At 38.7% G+C, this 18850-nt stretch carries 16 protein-coding genes and 1 riboswitch; of the genes, 4 read left to right on the forward strand and 12 right to left on the reverse strand.

Going from position 1 to position 18850, the window contains the following annotated elements; all coding sequences use genetic code 11:
• Window positions 1-201: 201 nt before the first annotated feature.
• Both ACRPLQ_RS15230 and folP read right to left on the reverse strand, forming a co-directional pair.
• Window positions 202-396, reverse strand: coding sequence for a hypothetical protein (locus ACRPLQ_RS15230; protein ID WP_013055532.1), 195 nt, complete (start codon window positions 394-396; stop codon window positions 202-204).
• 283 nt (window positions 397-679) lie between these two features.
• A complete protein-coding gene (gene folP / locus ACRPLQ_RS15235) occupies window positions 680-1528 on the reverse strand; it encodes a dihydropteroate synthase (protein ID WP_155010415.1) in 849 nt (282 codons plus the stop codon).
• Window positions 1529-1882: 354 nt separating this feature from the next.
• Between folP and ACRPLQ_RS15240 the strand changes: the two genes are divergently transcribed.
• A complete protein-coding gene (locus ACRPLQ_RS15240; protein ID WP_080754379.1) occupies window positions 1883-2869 on the forward strand; it encodes a S8 family peptidase in 987 nt (328 codons plus the stop codon).
• A gap of 69 nt (window positions 2870-2938) precedes the next feature.
• Here the strand turns inward: ACRPLQ_RS15240 and ACRPLQ_RS15245 are convergent, their stop codons facing one another.
• Genes ACRPLQ_RS15245 through ACRPLQ_RS15260 form a run of 4 tightly spaced genes read right to left on the reverse strand, consistent with a single transcriptional unit; the run spans window position 2939 to window position 6635 of the window.
• Window positions 2939-4135, reverse strand: a complete 1197-nt coding sequence (locus tag ACRPLQ_RS15245; protein ID WP_028412099.1) for an ABC transporter permease — start codon at window positions 4133-4135, stop codon at window positions 2939-2941.
• Window positions 4132-4821, reverse strand: a complete 690-nt coding sequence (locus ACRPLQ_RS15250) for an ABC transporter ATP-binding protein (protein ID WP_028412098.1) — start codon at window positions 4819-4821, stop codon at window positions 4132-4134. The genes ACRPLQ_RS15245 and ACRPLQ_RS15250 overlap by 4 nt, the downstream gene beginning before the upstream one ends.
• Window positions 4818-5948: an efflux RND transporter periplasmic adaptor subunit gene (locus ACRPLQ_RS15255; RefSeq protein WP_165635493.1), complete on the reverse strand. Its 1131-nt coding sequence runs from the start codon at window positions 5946-5948 to the stop codon at window positions 4818-4820. The genes ACRPLQ_RS15250 and ACRPLQ_RS15255 overlap by 4 nt, the downstream gene beginning before the upstream one ends.
• Window positions 5949-6635 carry a Yip1 family protein gene (locus tag ACRPLQ_RS15260; RefSeq protein WP_028412096.1) on the reverse strand — a complete coding sequence of 229 codons (687 nt, stop codon included), beginning with the start codon at window positions 6633-6635 and terminating at the stop codon, window positions 5949-5951.
• Window positions 6636-6976: 341 nt separating this feature from the next.
• Between ACRPLQ_RS15260 and ACRPLQ_RS15265 the strand changes: the two genes are divergently transcribed.
• The 3 genes from ACRPLQ_RS15265 (at window position 6977) to ACRPLQ_RS15275 (ending at window position 9872) form a co-directional block, all read left to right on the forward strand.
• Window positions 6977-8284 carry a homocysteine synthase gene (locus ACRPLQ_RS15265; RefSeq protein ID WP_165635492.1) on the forward strand — a complete coding sequence of 436 codons (1308 nt, stop codon included), beginning with the start codon at window positions 6977-6979 and terminating at the stop codon, window positions 8282-8284.
• Window positions 8285-8382: 98 nt separating this feature from the next.
• Window positions 8383-9120, forward strand: a complete 738-nt coding sequence (locus ACRPLQ_RS15270; protein ID WP_048020062.1) for an ABC transporter ATP-binding protein — start codon at window positions 8383-8385, stop codon at window positions 9118-9120.
• The gene (locus tag ACRPLQ_RS15275) at window positions 9117-9872 is read left to right on the forward strand and encodes an ABC transporter permease (RefSeq protein WP_033578108.1); all 756 of its coding nucleotides are present in this window, start codon (window positions 9117-9119) and stop codon (window positions 9870-9872) included. The genes ACRPLQ_RS15270 and ACRPLQ_RS15275 overlap by 4 nt, the downstream gene beginning before the upstream one ends.
• 31 nt (window positions 9873-9903) lie before the next feature.
• Here ACRPLQ_RS15275 and ACRPLQ_RS15280 read toward each other — a convergent pair whose 3' ends face one another.
• The 6 genes from ACRPLQ_RS15280 to ACRPLQ_RS15305 all read right to left on the reverse strand — a co-directional run bounded on the left by ACRPLQ_RS15280 (window position 9904) and on the right by ACRPLQ_RS15305 (window position 18610).
• Entirely contained in the window at window positions 9904-10911 is a 1008-nt protein-coding gene (locus ACRPLQ_RS15280; RefSeq protein ID WP_028412092.1) for an aromatic ring-hydroxylating oxygenase subunit alpha, read from the reverse strand.
• Between the two features lie 392 nt (window positions 10912-11303).
• Window positions 11304-11747, reverse strand: a complete 444-nt coding sequence (locus tag ACRPLQ_RS15285; RefSeq protein ID WP_014461480.1) for a hypothetical protein — start codon at window positions 11745-11747, stop codon at window positions 11304-11306.
• 217 nt (window positions 11748-11964) lie between these two features.
• Window positions 11965-14733 (reverse strand): phosphoenolpyruvate carboxylase, encoded by a 2769-nt coding sequence (gene ppc / locus ACRPLQ_RS15290; protein WP_048020061.1) that lies wholly within the window; start codon window positions 14731-14733, stop codon window positions 11965-11967.
• Between the two features lie 393 nt (window positions 14734-15126).
• The gene (locus ACRPLQ_RS15295; RefSeq protein ID WP_013055518.1) at window positions 15127-15636 is read right to left on the reverse strand and encodes an acyl-CoA thioesterase; all 510 of its coding nucleotides are present in this window, start codon (window positions 15634-15636) and stop codon (window positions 15127-15129) included.
• 151 nt (window positions 15637-15787) lie between these two features.
• A complete protein-coding gene (locus ACRPLQ_RS15300; RefSeq protein ID WP_205689700.1) occupies window positions 15788-16834 on the reverse strand; it encodes a DUF5105 domain-containing protein in 1047 nt (348 codons plus the stop codon).
• Window positions 16835-17014: 180 nt separating this feature from the next.
• Window positions 17015-18610 (reverse strand): APC family permease, encoded by a 1596-nt coding sequence (locus ACRPLQ_RS15305; protein ID WP_165635491.1) that lies wholly within the window; start codon window positions 18608-18610, stop codon window positions 17015-17017.
• Between the two features lie 56 nt (window positions 18611-18666).
• Window positions 18667-18745, reverse strand: a riboswitch (ZMP/ZTP riboswitch).
• Window positions 18746-18850: the final 105 nt, after the last annotated feature.

Genomic DNA, 18850 nt, shown 5'->3' on the forward strand with positions numbered 1-18850 from the left:
TGTTGTGGTGAACATCGTTTTACCTGTTTCGTTTTTTCTAGTAGTTGATTGGAGGGCAAGCGACGAGGAGGCTCAGCGTCCGCCCGCGGAAAGCGAAGCCTTGCCCGGAAATCAACTGCGGTGTAATAAGCAGTCCAACTCATGTATCTCATTTGTTCGTCTTTAGATTCGGTTCATTTAGTTATGTCTCAACCTCTTTATTTATGGTCTCACTGCAATATACCATGCTACTCCTACGATTGATCCTATGAATACAACTCCGTAAATAATAGATAAATTCACTATACTTTTCTTTTTAGATTTCCCGTAATCTTCATCTACTTTCTTTGCAGCACTGATAGTACCTGCAAGGGCAGCAACGCCGATAATAATGACAAGAAGCAATGCTAATTTCATTCTTCTCTCCTCCATATTTCGGTGATTGAATAAGACTAAATACCAAGATGTTATTTATTTCATTTTAAGCAGCACAATTTAATCAGAATATGAAAGCGCTATATCTTCTCTTTCTATCATAAAGCTAAATTATGTAAAATCAACCATCCAATCGTGCATTATTTTCCTCCGCCACTTTACATACATAAAAAATTCCCGAGCTTCACTGCTCAGGAATCTTTATCTAATAGACATGACATTTTAAGGTTTTAAAATGACTTTAATGCAGTTATCTTGATGATTATTAAAACTGAAAGACATGTTTTCCTACCAGTACATCTGCCATCTTTACAAAGCGCTTGATTTCTAATACGTCATGAACACGAACTATTTGAACGCCTTGTGCAATCCCAGCATATACAGTAGCTGCGGTTCCTTCCATTCTTTCCGTAGGAGGAGCATTCACTATTTGTCCAATAAATCCTTTACGAGAAGTAGCAAGCAGCACCGGATAACCCATATTCGTCAGCTGATCTAAATGCTGAATTGCTTCTACATTATGGGCAGCCGTTTTTCCAAAGCCAACGCCTGGATCTAAAATAATTTGATCGTCGCGAACTCCGGCAGCTTTTGCAATGGAGATGCTTTCTTTTAAATCACTTATCATATCTGTAATCAGATTTGTATAGTTGGGCTCATGACGGTTGTGCATTAAAATAATGGGCACATTATAATCAGCTGCAACTTGAGCCATTTTAGGATCGGCTTTTGCACCCCATATATCATTAATAATATGTGCTCCTGCTTCTAGCGCATGTTTGGCCACTTCCGATTTGTATGTATCTACGGAAATCGGCACCTCTACGCGCTTAGCCACTTCAGAAATAACGGGCACAATCCGTTTAATCTCTTCTTCATCGCTAATTCTTGTATAACCAGGACGAGTTGATTCTCCTCCGATATCAATGATATCTGCTCCTTGCTTTACCATTTCCTCAGCATGAGCAACTGCTTTATCTACATCGTAGTATTTTCCGCCGTCTGAAAATGAATCCGGGTTTACGTTTAAAATCCCCATAATAAGCGTACGATTCGCATAATTCAGCTCATACTTTCCGCATTTAATGACGGATTGAGACGTTAAAGTTGACACTATCCTCAGCCCCTTCGTAATTTGCAAATTAATATATATTTATAAATATCATGTATTTTGAGAATGTCATACCGTTCGTAATTATATCAAAAGTCACCAGTCCTATGTGATTTTTCTTGGAGTTTCTTTCTTCTATAGTGTGAGATAAACATTAAAAGTGAATACACAGATAACATTAAAAATCTCTATCGGGCTTGTCTTCAGGGTCTTTTTTCCTCTTCTCACATCTTTTGTGAGTCTTTTTATTCAAAAAGAAAGGATTCGCATTAAAAGCGTTTAATTTATAGCAATAGTTGGGAATTTATAATTAAGTAACTTCCATTTTTTATGGAATTCATTTCAAGGAGGATGACTATGACTCAACAACCGTTACAAGTCAAATTAATTCCTTATACAATTGAGTCGATTATCGACTCAACAAACGAAACGCCTAAAGGAGTAAGCTTAATTCAAGCACCTGCTATTTGGGAACAAAGCAATCAAGGAGAAGGCATTGTAATTGCAGTTATCGACACTGGTGTTGACACAAATCATCCTGACTTAAAAGATTGTATTATCGGAGGAAGAAACTTCACTTCGGATTATGACGGAGATTCTTCTGTATTTGAAGATAATAATGGGCACGGCACTCACGTGTCTGGTACCATTGCTGCTGCGCTCAATAATGAAGGGGTAGTAGGGGTGGCACCCAAAGCAAAAATCCTAAGCTTAAAAGTACTTACCGGTGAAGGATCGGGAAATTACGAATGGATTATTGACGCTATTAACTACGCCGTCGAATGGCGAGGTCCTAACAATGAGCGAGCACGAGTTATTTCCATGTCACTCGGGGGACCACAAGACGTTCCAGAACTGCACGAAGCTGTTCAAAATGCTGTGAATAAAGATGTTTCTGTCGTTGTTGCGGCTGGAAATGAAGGTGATGATCGCGAAGAAACTTTTGAATATTCATATCCAGGAAGTTACAACGAAGTCATTCAAGTAGGAGCAGTGGACAACAGCTTAAGCTTGGCTCCTTTTACCAACGTCAATGAAGAAGTGGATTTAGTGGCACCGGGAGTTAACATCATCTCTACTTTTTTAGAAGGTAAATATGCGACTCTTTCAGGAACTTCAATGGCAACTCCTCACGTGGCAGGAGCTTTAGCTTTATTAATTAACTTATGTGAGAAGGAATTTGGCCGCTCTCTAATCGAAGCCGAAATCTATGCTCAACTTGTAAGAAGGACGCTTCCTCTTGGATATCGAAAAAGCTCTGAAGGAAACGGATTTCTCATGCTCGATTTGGTAGAGAAAATACATGATATTATTAACGTAGCCCGTATCAACCCTAGTAAGTAATAAATAAGAAAAACGAGAAATCTTCTTGGTTCTCGTTAAATTGAAATAAAGACATGCGAACGCATGTCTTTATTCATATCTTAATGCTTCGATTGGATCTAGCTTCGCCGCTTTGTTTGCAGGAAGCATGCCGAATACAATGCCAATCGTCATGGAAAACAACACTCCTCCAAGTACTACTTGCCACGAAATTAATGACGGCCAGCCGGCAAATAGCGAAACAAGAGACGCTCCGCCTGCGCCAAGGCCGATGCCAAGCAAACCACCAATAAGCGTGAGCGTAATAGATTCAATTAAAAACTGAGTTAAAATTTGTCTTTTAGAGGCTCCTAATGCTTTACGAATACCAATTTCTCTTGTACGTTCCGTTACAGAAACCAGCATAATGTTCATAACGCCAATCCCGCCAACAAGCAGGGAAATGCCTGCAATCGATCCAATAATCGTTGTCATAATTCGCGTTACATTTCCAATGCTATCTGCTATTTCTTCTAAGTTCTGCACTTGGTAAGCATCTTCAGCATCATGCAAATTATTTAACAAATCCGTTGCGTCATTGCCTACTTTTTTCAGTTGATCAGAGCTTTTTGCTTGAACGCTAAGGTTTGTGTAGTCAAGCTTACCGAAGCTTGATTTATACGTATTATCTGGAATATAAATAGTTGGCATTTCAAATGCTAAAAAGCCCGTTGGCTTTTTTGTCACACCAATAATTTTGATAGGCTGTCCTTGAACCCATACTACTTGTCCAAGGGCTTCTTTTTTATCAAACAGCTCTTTTTTCATATCGCTTGTGATCACACCTACTCGATTACCTGATAAAAAGTCAGAGCTGTCTAACATTCTTCCTTTTGAAACTTCAAGCTGATTAACCTCAATATACCCTTCATTAATTGCGTTAACAGTTGTATCTGATTCTTTGTCTCTATATCTTATTCCCATTCCCATTGAGCTAGAAGCCACCACATTCTTCACGCCGGGAATAGTCGAAAGAGCTTTAATATCATCCTCTGTAAAGATCGGCTCCCCCGTCATGGAAAGGTCATCAGCTTGCATCTCGTCTTCAGGAGGCTGATAGTAGACATCAACTGTATTGCTTGCTCCTGTTATTTCTGACTTAATCATCTGTTCTCCGCCTTGGCCGATAGCAACAACGATAATAACCGCCCCTACGCCAATGATAATACCAAGCATTGTCAAAATAGAGCGCATTTTATGAGCAAGAACCGAGGAAAAAGCCATACGAATATTTTCTATTAAACTCATAAGCTATCGTTCTCCTTGTCGCTATGACTTAATACCTTACCGTCACGAACGATAACTGTACGCGATGTGTACTCTGCCACTTCAGGTTCATGAGTAATAACTACAACTGTTGTCCCATCTGCATTTAGCTTAGAAAATTGCTCCATAATATCAGCACTCGTTTTTGTATCTAAGGCTCCTGTGGGTTCATCGGCTAAAATAAGCGTCGGATTGTTAACAATAGAGCGAGCAATAGCAACACGCTGCTTTTGCCCTCCTGATAACTCGCTCGGCAAGTGTTTCATTCGCTCACTCAGCCCTACTTTTGCAAGCGCAGCTTCTGCTCTGGCTCGTCTTTCCTTACGCGATACGCCGGCATATACCATTGGAAGCTCTACGTTTTCGACAGCTGATAAACGCGGCAGCAGCTGAAACTGCTGAAAAACAAAGCCGATATGGATATTCCTTACTTTTGCCAGCTGCTCATCGCTGTAAGTAGAGATTTCTTGTTCATTTAATAAATAGGAGCCTGAAGAAGCGCGGTCTAAGCATCCGATAATGTTCATGAGCGTTGATTTTCCGGAGCCTGAAGGACCCATAATCGCAACAAACTCACCGTCATAAATCTTCAAATTAATATCTTTTAAAATCGGTACTTCCTCTTTGCCAAGATGATAGCTTTTATGAATATTTACAAGCTCAATCATTGAACAGTCACTTCCGCACCGTCAGTTAAGTCCTTTGAAGGATTTGTAATAACTTTGTCTTTAGAAGATACGCCGCTTTTAATTTCAATAAATTTATTTGTTGTTTCTCCAATCTTTACTTCCTTACGAACCGCCTTTTTATCTTTCACGACGTATACAAATTTTTCTCCGTCTTCATTTACAACTGCTTTTATCGGCAGTGATGAAGCTTTTTTACTGCTTGTTTCAATCTCGAGCAGCAGCTTAAATCCCGGCTTAATCATCGTGATATCTTGGTCATCTACTTTTACTTCAACTGGATATTGATTAGCCGCATCATTGCCGGCTTCTGCTGATGCCTGCTGCTGAGGTAGATAGTCAATTTGTTTTACGCTACCTGCCCATTCTTTATCAGGCAAAACATCTGATGTAATTTTGACAGCTTGACCGGTTTTAATTTTTAACGCATCGTACTCAGACAGCACACCAGTAGCCAAGTATTCATCGATATTACCAATATGTATAAGCGGTTTTTGAACGTCACTTGTGTTATTAACCGCTTCTTTATCTACTTCTAGCACCGTCCCATTAATATCACTCGCTACGTCTAAATTACGTTCTTTTTTAGCAATTGATTTGGCTTCTAGTTTGTTTCGTTCTAAGTCAATTTTAGCCGTTTCTAAGTCGAGGTTGAGCTGCGTCCGCTCTGTTTCAATTTGATCTTTCGCTTCTTGCTTACTCATTTCTTTTTCTAATTCTTTTTGTTTTTTATTTAAATTTGAGATTTGTTTGCTTACTGAATCAATTTGCAGCTGACTCGATTTTTTTTCTAGCTTGTTTTGTTCTTGCTCTAAATCAAGCGTATCGCTTTCGTACGTTACGAGAGAAGTTCCCTGCTGTACGCGCGATCCTTCCGTTACATGAAATCGTTCAACCTCGCCTTTTTCAGCGTCAAAGTAAACGTATTGCTCATCAGCAAGCTTTAACGTACCCGGAACCATCACTGTATTTCTTAACTTTTTTTCTTTTACAGTTGTTACTTGAACATCAACTGCTTTACCACCTACACTTTGTGCACGATATACATTAATCCCAATAACCGCAACAATAACAACTGTTACGGCTGTAATAATTATTCCTTTTTTCATTTACAACCCTGCTCCTTTAAGCGCTTCTGAAGCAGCTCCTCCAACTCCTGAAATAGCAGCTCCTAAGATAAATAAAACAATTACGGTAATAATTGAAGCAGCTTTTGATAAATTCGCTACTTTTTGCAGCCCGACTGCTGTCAAAATAAGTCCCCATATAGAGAAAATTTCGATTGAAGTAAATACGCCTCCAATAGCACCTTTAGCACCAACTAACCCATTTAACGACGTCACATTCGCTGAAGTATGCGCTAATGCAGCGACTCCCGTATTAATTAACTGACCAATTGCTGTGATGAACGTAACAAACAAATTCATGCTAAACATTTGGCGATATGTTGTTTTTCCAGTCCCTAACTTTGCAATTAAAAACAAAATTAAACTCGTGAATGCCAGTGTAGCAACTATTGCAATCACTCCTCCAACCGTTCCGCCAATCATACTGAATATAGGATTCACTTCAATCCCAGCTTCTTTTTGCTGCTGTAATGTCTCTTGCGCTTGAGGGGTATAAACAGCTAGAAGCGTTGTTGCAAGTGTTAAAACAATAACAAGTAAAAGAGGTCCCCAGATGACCGGAGTGCTTTTCATTTTCTCAAACTGTACAACCGGACTCGTAATAAAACCAAAAATAGAAGGCTTTCCTTTCTCTTGAACTTCCGAAGATACATTGACTTCTGTGCTCATAATCAAACTCCTTTTATTTTGTTTCGTTAGTAGCTCTTAAGACCCACCTTTTACTATTTTTAAAGTCTTCTAGCAAAATTGGCTCTCTAAGAAACTCTCAAACACCTAATATTCTAACATAATTATACAAATTAATTTACATTTTTCTTACATTTAATATTTTTTATGGTATTTTTAACAATTAAAGAGATGTCTTAATGCTAAATTACATTATTAATCTTTTTTATATTTTCTAAATATTCTAATTATCATTTGACATCATTCAATAGAATTCGTATATTATGATTAAAGTCTATTATTCCTATGTTTTTTATAAGTTTTATATCCAAGGAGGAGTTTCAATGTCTGCTAAGAAACCATTTCGTCCTGAAACACAAGCGATCCATTCTGGTCAACAGCTTGACCCAGCTACTTTTTCGCGTGCCGTACCTATTTATCAAACAAGCTCATTTGGATTTAAAGATACGGAGCATGCTGCGTCTTTATTTAATTTAAGTGAACAAGGCTATATCTACACTCGAATTGTAAACCCTACTACGGACGTTTTTGAACAGCGAATTGCTGAGTTAGAAGGCGGAGTTGGTGCTCTAGGAGTAGCTTCAGGTCAGTCAGCTACTACCTTTTCCATTTTGAATATAGCTTCCGCAGGAGATGAAATTGTATCAGCAAGCAGTTTATATGGGGGAACGTATAACCTCTTTTCGTCTACGCTTCCTAAACTGGGCATTACCGTCAAATTTGTAAACGCCGATAATCCAGAAAATTTTAGAAGTGCAATCACTTCCAAAACAAAGGCAATTTATGCTGAATCCGTTGGAAATCCACAGGGAAATGTGCTAGACATCGAGGCAGTTGCAGACATTGCCCACGAACATGGAATTCCTCTTATTATTGATAATACTGTTCCAAGCCCTTACCTTCTTCGCCCCATCGATTTTGGAGCAGATATTGTCGTTCATTCTGCTACTAAGTTTCTTGGAGGGCATGGAACAGCAATTGGCGGTGTTATCGTAGACAGTGGAAAATTTAATTGGGAAGCGAGCGGAAAATTTCCAGACTTAACAACTCCAGATCCAAGTTATCATGGCCTCGTATACACAGAAGCTGCCGGTGAAGCTGCTTATATTACAAAAGCGCGCGTTCAGCTTTTACGAGATATTGGAGCTGCTTTATCACCTTTTAATTCCTTTTTACTTCTTCAAGGAGTAGAAACACTCCATCTGCGATTAGAGCGTCACAGCGAAAACGCATTAAAGGTAGCGAAATTTTTAGAGCAGCATGAATTAGTAGAATGGGTAAATTATGCGGGGCTTCCTTCCCACCCTTCCTATTCTTTTGCACAAAAATATTTGCCTAAAGGACAAGGAGCCATTTTAACCTTTGGTGTCAGGGGAGGAAAAAACGCTGCGGCTAAGTTAATTGATTCGGTTCAGTTATTTTCTCATTTAGCCAATATTGGCGACTCTAAATCACTCATTATTCACCCGGCAAGCACCACTCATCAACAGCTATCTGAAGACGAACAAAAAGCTTCGGGTGTGACGCCAGAACTCATTCGTCTGTCGGTTGGAACAGAAGCAATCGACGACCTTCTTGAAGATTTAGATTATGCCTTAAAAGCCAGCCAAAAAGTGAATACAACTGTTTAAAAGCTGTGGTTTTTCACAGCTTTTTTTTATATCGCCCAATAACTTTTTATACTTTCGCTTATGCTACAATAAACAAAACGAATGAAAAAGGAGTTACTATGAACACGTTCAATTCAATACCTGCCATTACATTTACAGACGTTCATAAAACATTTAAAGATAAAGAACATAGTGTTTTAAAAGGCATATCGGGTACAGTGATGCAAGGCTCGCTCGTCATGATGGTAGGACCATCAGGATCCGGAAAAAGCACCCTTCTTTCCATGTGCAATTTACTTTCTGCACCTGATGAAGGAAGTATTGAAGTATATGGAAAAGACATTAGCAAATGGAATATTTCTGATTTGCGAAAAAAAGTGGGCATCGCTTTTCAATCAGCTCCTGTTATTGATGGAACAGTGCGAGATAATATGATGCTTGTTCAAAAGCTGCACGGCAAACAGGATATTATGCCTGAAGAACTCTGTGCCTTAACCGGTCTTTCCCCTGACTTGTTAGGGCAGGATGCAAGAGATTTATCCGGTGGTCAAAGACAAAGGTTATCATTAGCGCGCACGCTGTCGAACGGATCTGACCTTTTGCTTTTAGACGAAATCACTTCCGCTTTGGATGCCACTTCTGCTCATGAAATTGAACAGCTGATTTCTCATTTACATAAAGAACAGAATAAAACGATTATTTGGGTTACCCATAATTTAGAACAAGCCAAACGTTTAGGAGAGGAAGTCTGGCTTTTAATGAACGGAGTGATTGTAGAAAAAGCGAAGACGGAGACCTTTTTTCATGCTCCTGTAAAAGCTGAAACAAAACAATTTATTGAAGGAGCCTTTCTATGAGTTCACTTTCACTGATTTTTACCATCGTTTTTGTTTTTATTGCTCTTTTTTTATCAAAATCTTTTCGTATAGGACTCGAGAAAGATATAATCATTGCCAGTATTCGAGCAGCCGTTCAGCTGTTAGTGATCGGATATGTTTTATCTTTTATTTTTGACGCGAATCACCCAGCTTTTATGATTCTCATTTTATTCGTGATGCTGACGGTCGCTTCCCAAAATGTTGTAAAGAAAAAAAAGCAGGGATTTAAAGCTTTCTTTCGTGTATTTGTCACTCTTTTTATTGTAGAAATCCTGACCCAAAGCGTTATGCTGGGCCTACATATTATCCCTGCTACTCCGCGATATGTCATTCCTGTCAGTGGTATGATTATTGGAAATTCGATGATTTTGGCCAATTTATTTTTAAATCGGTTAGACGCTGAAGTAAATAGAAGGCGAGACGAAATTCAATTGATTCTGGCGCTTGGCGGAACTCCTAAACAAGCTATTCATAGTATTTTAAATGCCGCAATCAAAGCTAGCATGATTCCTACTGTAGAAAGCCAAAAAACAATTGGACTCGTTCAGCTTCCCGGCATGATGACAGGCCAGATTATTGGAGGGGCAGATCCGATACAAGCAGTCAAATTCCAGCTGCTCATCGTTTTTACTATCCTAGCCTCTGCTACGCTTTCCTGCGTCATCTTAAGCCGCTTAACATATCCTACCCTTTTTAATAGCTATCATCAGCTTATCCGTGAACATACATAAAAAAGAAGAAAGGAGACTCCTTTCTTCTTTTTTATTGAGCAGCTTTTTTTAATCTTGTTCCTACGTCACTTCCAAAGGTCACTCCTAAATCACCGAGCCATCTTCTATAGGCAATACTCAGTCGGTCCGGATTCAAATGAAGCTCTGCTTGTAAGTCAAGCGGCAGCTCTTCGGGTTTTTGACTTTCTACAATGCTCGTATCTTGTTCAATAATAAGCTGCTGAAAATCACGGAAATATTGATCAGGTGCATCAAACGAATAGTTTCTAGAAACCAATGCAAACACAGTCGACTTTCTTTCCTCTTCAGGTAAAACCGCAAACAGCATCGAAAAGATTTCACCCGTTTCATAGTTCACTTTTTTCAACCTTGCAACGGCAGGACGAAGAATTTCAAAAGTATAATAAATAGTCGCAAAGTTACCCGTACCATCTGCATCTGCGTACACAGCGATTTCGTCAGAAATGTATCGGTTATCTTTCCAATGTACCTTATAATCAGGAATTTCGGCGTAATCCGAGTGTCCAAGGCTTCCTTCGTGAACAAAAGCCAAATGGCTTACATCTAGAAAGTTTTCTACGACACGAGGAGCTGCTGCCTGCAGAGTATGAGGGTTGGCGCAAACCGTTTTAAATCCGGAGTTAAGGTATTCGTCATACTGAGGAAGAGGAATATCACTTGCCTCGCTGTTCATCTTCACCCATATAATCCCATACTTTTCAACGCAATCATATACCTGTGCTTTTGCTTTTGAAGGAATCGCTCTTCCCGGCGGCTGTTGAGGAATTTTCACACAAGCCCCGGCACCATCGTATTTCCATCCGTGATAAGGGCACACAATGCAATCATCTACTACTTTCCCAAGAGATAACGCTGCACCGCGATGGATGCACAAATCTTTAAATGCTTTAATGGCATTAGTTGTGCGAAACAGCGCAACTCGCTCTTCTAAAATCGTTACTTGCAAGGGCTGATCTGTTAAATCATGTGAATAAGCTGCAGGCAGCCATTCCTTAGCCAATACTAAATCTTTAATCATCTGCATCGCCTCCGTACGATAAGTGAATTTATTTCTTGTTTATAAAAAAAACCGCAGAAATAGAAGGAGTTCTTCTAATTCCGCAGCTTTTTCGTTCCGTAAAACAGACTATAAGCGCGCGAAGATTCTACATAATTGCAGATAGAGCGACCTTAGCACTTCATCTACAATAACAATACGTATTCATCGCTATTTTTTTAATCTCAATACCTAACCCTTGCATATTGAATAAAAAGCGGCCAGCCGCTAAAAGCTTTTCTGTCCACTGATTTCTCTTATTTTTACTTTATCAATTTCCCACTGAAAAATCTCTTGCTTTGTAAGCATCTCTCACATAATTTTTTCGGTTAAACGAATAAAAGCTGCGGTTTTTAAAACCGCAGCTTTCTTTATCATGAGCTCATATAACTGGCTGTATATTTTTTCGTCTGTTTTTGTATTTCTTGATTTAAATGTTTGAAAAATGAGAGCGTTTCTTCATAATCCGTCGCTTTTTCATGAAACTTCAATGTAAGATTTTCTTCAAACAACGTTTCTCCTTGATGACCGACCGCTTTTAGCTGAACATCTGTAACAATACCTTGCGAAATCGAACATAATAAATAATTAAAGCAATGAACCGGAACGATATGCATCAGATGGAAATCATCAATAGTTCTATCACTTTTTGTTTTCTTAAATTCCACAGTGAGTTCTTCCGGATGAATAAACACATTTATATGCTGTTTGGACAAACAAGTAGGATTCATTTTTTGTGTATACTCACAAAATTCCAGTCCAATAAATACAGAATTCTCGGAGTCAGCTTCAATGAAGATTTGCGAATTTTTTACCATTGTCCTCGTCCTCCATATTCAATCTAGTTACCCCACCACTAGCACTTGTTTGTAGAATATTACCAGTTCTTCTCTATTTTATCACTGATTTTTCTCAGTGCCTATTTAACAGACGGAAGTTCTCTTTAAAAGAGAAGGAACTGACAGGCAGTTCTTTATGTGAGAAGAATGAACAAAAGACACCTCTTTTGTTTTATTGAGGTGTCTTTTGGTATCATCAGCCTGTGTTACGCAATCCTGCTGCAATGCCGTTAATCGTTAATAATGCTTCTTTTAAAAGTTCTTCATTTAACGTTTCAGCCTCATCTTCACGCAGCTTGGAAATAACCTTAACTTGCAAGAAGGTTAGAGGGTCCACATACGGATTTCGTAATTTAATAGATTCTTTAATCGTAGGAAGATGATCCATTAATTCTTTTTGCCCCGTGATTTGAAGAATCATTTCTTTCGTAACATTATACTCTTTTTTAATAGCGGTAAAAATCCTCTCTGAAATAACCGGATCTTGTACCATTTCTGTGTATTCTTTTGCTGCCATTAAATCTGCTTTTGTTAAAGCCATTTGCAGGTTATCGACGGTCGAGCGGAAAAATGGCCATTCTTTATACATTTGCTGAAGAAGCTGTATATCTCCGGATTTCTCTACTAAATGCTGTAAGCCCGTACCTGCAGCGTACCAGGCTGGAAGCAGCTGTCTGCTTTGCGTCCATGCAAATACCCATGGAATTGCTCGCAAGTCTTCAAAGCGATCACTTCCTTTTCGACTCATTGGACGTGACCCAATATTTAAAGCCCCGAGCTCAGGAAGAGGTGTAGCTTGTTTAAAGTAGGTTAAAAAGTCTGGATCGTTGAAAACAAGCTCTTGATACTTACGTAACGAAGCAGTTGAAATCTCGTCCATTGTTTCTTCCCATTCATGTGTACGAATATCACATTGTTCAGCTTCTTGAGAAACATTTGCTGCCGCTGTAAGAAGAGCTGAGACCGCTTGTTCAAGGCTCCGGTAAGCAATGTCATATAAAGAGTATCTAGAAGAAAGAACTTCTCCTTGCTCTGTAATTTTAACACCGTCTCCTAGCGTCTCAACAGGCTGGGATAAAATGCTTCGGTTTAACGGGCCTCCTCCTCGGCCTAGTGAGCCTCCTCGGCCATGGAAAAACTTCAGACGAACTTGATACTTCCTCGCCATATCGTGAATTTCCTGCTGCGCTTTGTAGAGCTTCCAATTAGCGGTAAGCGTTCCGCCATCTTTGCTTCCATCTGAGTAGCCAAGCATGATTTCCTGCAAATCCTTCTGTTTTCTTAAGTGCTCTCGATAAAAATCTAATTGAAATAGCTGTTCCATAATCTTAGGACCTGCTGTGAGATCATCGATCGTTTCAAGCAGCGGAGCTATATTTAACTTGCTTTCAATGCGGCCATCTGCATGAAGGCGGTAAATACCCGCTTCTTTGGCAAGTACCATGACTTCTAACAAATCACTTGCAGACTGCGTCATACTGATCAAGTAGACTTCAATGGATCTTTCTCCAAATTCTTTATGTGCTCGATGTATCATGTTAAATACTTCAATTACTTGCTGCGTTTCTTTAGAGTAATTCTCTACAAACGATAGCACAGGTCTTGGGTCTTGAAGAACTTTCCCTAGCAGCTCAACTTTTTTCTCTTCTGTTAACGCTGAATAATCTTCAGCTAAAGAAACAGCATGGAAAATTTCTTTGATTGCCGCTTCATGTTCTCCGCTGTGATTACGGATATCAAGCGTTGCTAAATGAAATCCAAACAGCTCAACTTGGCGAATTAATTTACACAAGCTTTTCAGCTGATAATCTTGAGGCTGATGCTTTTGCAAGCTATCTTTGATGAGAAACAAATCTTGTAAAAGTTCTTCCGACCTTTGATAACCTGCTTCCGACTCTCCAACTAAATTTAATTTATGAAGCATAATCGTAAGCTTGCAGCGATATACTTCGTGTTTGATTCTCCATCGCTTTTTCTCAGGCAGCAGCGATATTTCTTGATTAATAGAATCAAGAAGATTATCTGAAACTGCGACTCTTTTTGTAGACTGACTTAACCTTTGTCTCAATTGAGTAAGCGACTCTTTATATTTACGAATAGCTAACTTCCTTTGTTTGACAAGCGTTTGCCACGTTACTTTAGGAGTTACGTTTGGATTTCCATCTCGGTCTCCGCCAATCCATGAACCAAATCGAAGAATATTAGGCACTTTCCAATTTTCTTCGGGGTAATTCTCCTGCAATGAATTTTCCAATTCCTGATGAAGTTGAGGAAGCACTTCAAATAACGTTTCATCAAAATAATATAATCCATTGGATACTTCATCCATTACGGTTGGCTTGCGATCTCGCAGTTCATTTGTTTGCCATAAAATTAACACTTCGCTAAACAGTCTTTCTTCAATTTCTGTACGTTCACGTTTTGTTAACGTTGAATTATCCAAGTTTTTCAGAAGCTCAGCCATTCGTTTATGAATATCAAGGACACTTCGTCTAGTGGCTTCTGTTGGATGTGCCGTGATGATAAGCTCAAGTGATAAAGTTTGAAGCAAGTTAGCAATTACATCTGGCGCCACGCCATTATTTTTAAGCGAAACAACGGCGCTTTCCAATGAACCCGGCTGCATAATAGAATCTTCTTGCTGCTGATATTCCCGTCTGCGACGAATTCGATGATTTTGCTCTGCAATATTAACTAAATGAAAATAAACGGCAAATGCCCGAATAACCTGCGCGCGCATCGGCTGTTCAAGAGTAACGATTTCATTTTTTATTTCTTTATAGATGGCTTCATCTTTGTTTTCTCTAAGTGATTTTGCCACTTCGCGTATTTTTTCTACTTTGTTGAGCAGTTCTTCTCCACCTTGGTGAACCAGAACTTTCCCTAACAATTGACCGAGAAATTTTACATCACGGCGCAGGGCAGTGCTGCTGTTTTGTCTTTCTGCTGCTTCTACTGTTACCATTAGACACGACACCTTTCTTTATAAATGTTGTACTTTTTAAACTTTTTAGAAAATTATATTAAATTCATATTACCATGAACGAAAATAAATTTCATATAATTTTGTTTCCTCCTCTCGATTAGGAGGAAAGATTCATCAAATATAAAAAAGAGGATGAAGCATAACGAAATGAATCCAATCCTAAGACGAACAAATGGGATACATAAGCTGAACCGCTTGTGACACTGCAGTTGATTGGAAGACTTCACCTCTCCTTTCAATCAACTGCTAGAAAGAACGAAACAGCTGAAACCTACGTTCACCATAACAAAAAAAACGAACCACTAATCAAACGTGTTGATCAGTGGTTCGTTTTTCACTTGAGCTAAAATACTTTTCAGCCTCTCTTTTATGCTACCAAGGTTGTCCTAAATCCAACACTGAGGCTAGTTCATTGCTTTTTTTACGCACTTGTTTACGTGTGGCAGCACGATCTGCCCCCGTTTGAAACAGGTATTTTTCTTCTTCTGTTTCTGGAATAAGCTCCGGTACTGCGCGGGGCTTTCCATCATCATCCATTGCCACAAAAGTTAAAAATGATGTAGCTGCAATTTGACGCTCCCCGGTTTTTAAATTTTCTTTAATCACTTTCACAAACACTTCCATGGATGAACGACCTGTCCATGATACGTATGACTCCAAACATACAGAATCCTGAGGCGTAATAGGGTGCAGAAAGTGAATAGAGTCTGCTGAAGCCGTCACACACTCTGTACGACTGTGACGATAAGCTGAAATGGACGCAATCATATCAATATCACTCATTAATTTTCCGCCAAATAACGTATTGTGATTATTAATATCATTAGGGAAAATGCGGCTCGTTCGAACGGCCTTTGTATCTTTACAATAATTTGCTTTCATTAGTAAGAACCTCCATTGATGCCTATCATAATAAGAATAAAAGAATGAATGAACCTATACTAGCATATTTCGATAAATTTAGCTTTACAAAAAACTCGTTGATTTATTTACAGAAAACAAAAAAGAGAAGAAAAATTCTTCTCTTTTTTGTCTATCGAATGTAGCTCGATCCAAACGTTTTACCTAATGAGTCACTGTATAGGTCACTTGACTTCACAGTCCATTTCCCATCTTCTTTCACCATAAAAATTCGTAGCGGACGACTTCCTTCTTTCGTTTCTAATTCATTTACAATATCTTTGAATTTAGAAGCCGCAAACTCTTCAGAGTGTTTTGTATCGTAATCTTTTGTTTCATCTGTATATGCTCTCTTAAGCTGCGATACGTATGAATATAAGTCTGATAAATTAACAGTAGTGTACTCCACTTCTACTACAGCTTTATTATTTGCATTGGCAATTACATTTGTCTTTACGCTTGCTTTTTCTTTCAAAACATCTTTATACATGTTAAAAAAATCTTTTTTTGCTTTATCGGTTAAACTATTAGAAAACGCACCTTTTAATTCCTCATTAAACGCTTTTTTCTGTTCTTCTATGACAGCTGTTTTGTCCGCTGTTACATATTTATCATAATCTACATTTTCTTTGTTTAAGTAAAGAACTTCCGTGTAAGCTTGCAGAGCTTTTTCTGGGTCTTGCAGCTTATTATAGCTTTTCGCGTATTTCTTCGTATCCAGTGTTAATGTTACTTCGTCAATTTCTTCATCATAATCAGATGATTTTGGCTGAAGCCCAATTTTGTACTTTTTATCTTTTTTGACTTCAAAGACGAACATTAATTTTTTTTGCTTCCCAGCGCCAATCTTGTCAGATGAACTGCTTTCTAGTCCAAGTTCCCTACTGTTCACTCCCGTTTTTGGAGATAATTGTTCATCTCCTTCATATAAATACACACCGTCGTAATCCGATAAAGATATACTGTTTTTGGATACATTTTTCACTTTTAAATCAACTTTCAACAACCCCTTTTCTTCACTTGTAGCTCCTTCATCACTATCTACTAAAATATAAGAAGCGCTGTCAATAGATGCTTCAATCGCCTTATTTTTAGCCGAAGTGGATCCTCCCGTTTCCTTAGAACTGTTACAAGCCGCTAATACTAGCATAAGTACAAAAACCAAAGCCAAAACATTCATTTTTTTCACAGCTGTCCAATCCCCTTTATTTTGTTTTTTTAGAACTTTATCCCAAATAAAGGTTCCCTCTGTGTAAATCCTTAAACCTTAAAATCTATGTTTTTTACAATATTTTGATAAAAACTAAGTCTAAATTCTCCATTCATCTAAATAAAAACACGAGCACCGGCTCGTGTTTTTTTATTTAGATTTAAAATTTTCTTGATTGATTTGTTCAGCTTCTTTCATATATCGGTTAGATTTGCCACTTTTAATTCCCCAGTAATAAAAGGCTAATGATACGCAAGCAATCACTAGCATATCCCATCCGAAAGGTAAAATATTTTTGCCTCCGAATTTTTCGCTTCCTATGTAGGAAATAAAAATCATGCACGCTAAATAGATAAGCATCCAAGCCCCGGTTAAAAATTCTTTTTTAAAGCCCACCCATTTATTTTTCGCTTGGTAATAAAAATAAACTGGCAGGCCAATTGCCATAATAAAAATCACTTCACCTGTAAGTGGCCACCTTGCCCAGTAAAGCGTCAAAGAAGCAAAAACGAAGCCGCATGGCGCAATAACTGATGCCCCTTTTAAATAAAATGGACGGTAAAAGTGTGAAGCCGTTTTTCTTAATGTTATAAGCGCTACAGGGCCCATAATATAAGAGATAAGCGTCGCTACTGAGATCACTTCTGCTAAGACACCCCATCCTCTAAATAAAAAGAGAAACAAAAAGCAGGCTGCTAAATTTAGCCACATAGCTGGGCGCGGGACATTGTAAAGTGGATGAAGAGTACCAAATATCGTTGGCAAATATCCATTTTGCTGCATCCCGTATAACATTCTAGAAGTCGTTGCCGTATATGTAGCACCTGTGCCGGAAGGAGAAACAAATGCATCTGCGTATAACACAATTGTTAGCCAGTTAATTCCAAGCGCAATCGCTAAATCAGCAAAAGGAGAATTAAAATTCAAATGATTCCATCCATCCGCAATTGATGACGGACTTACTGCTCCGATAAAAACAATTTGTAATATAATGTATACAATTCCAGCAATAAAAATTGAACCAATTACAGCTACCGGAATCGATTTATTAGGTGACTTTGCTTCTCCTGCCATATTTACAGGACTTTGAAACCCATTAAATGCAAACACGATACCTGATGTTGCCACTGCCGTTAAAACACTCGCCCATCCGTAAGGCGCTACCCCATGCTCACTTGAAAAGTTCCCGCTATGAAAACCAGCAAAAAATAAAGCCCCTGCCGTTAAACCAGGAATAATTAATTTAACAATCGTAATAAATGAGTTTGCTTTAGCAAAGAGATTTACCGTCCAATAGTTCACAAAAAAGTAAATGAATAATAACAGAGACGCAACTGCCAACCCCTTGGACGTTAAAATGCCATTGTCTACTAATTCATGAGTCCAGCGAGCCCATTTCCACGGCCAAGTACTCATATATTGCACAGATGCAATAGCCTCCACTGTTATCGTTGAAGCGATTGAAATCCAGTTAGCCCAAGCAGCCAAAAATCCAATAAATGATCCGTGTGAATACTGAGGATATTTAACCATCCCCCCTGCTTGCGGAAACATCGCGCCCAGTTCAGCGTACGATAGGGCAATGGTCAAAATAACTACCATTCCAATAACCCATGAAAAAATAGCCGCGGGTCCTGCAATTTGAGCTGCTTTCCATGCTCCAAACAGCCATCCTGAACCGATAATCGAACCTATGCCTGTCATGGTTAAAGCAAATGTTCCCATCTTCCTTTGCATATTGCTCATCCAAATCTACTCCTCTTCCCTAGGAAAATAAAAAAAACACTTGCGAAATTTTCTCAAGTGTTTGCCCAGGCGCGCGGCTTATACGCTATATGCTCCCCCATGGTCATCCATGTTGCGCCAGTCACATATAGGAATATATTTTTTATCAGTATATAACATTCATTACTATTACTCAATACACAAAAATGTTTACATTACTTTTACAAAAGTAATGAATTATTCGTAAAATTCCGAATAAAT

The sequence above is a fragment of the Priestia sp. TRN 1309 genome, assembly GCF_050846875.1.
In the GTDB taxonomy this organism is placed as follows: Bacteria; Bacillota; Bacilli; order Bacillales; family Bacillaceae_H; genus Priestia; species Priestia zanthoxyli.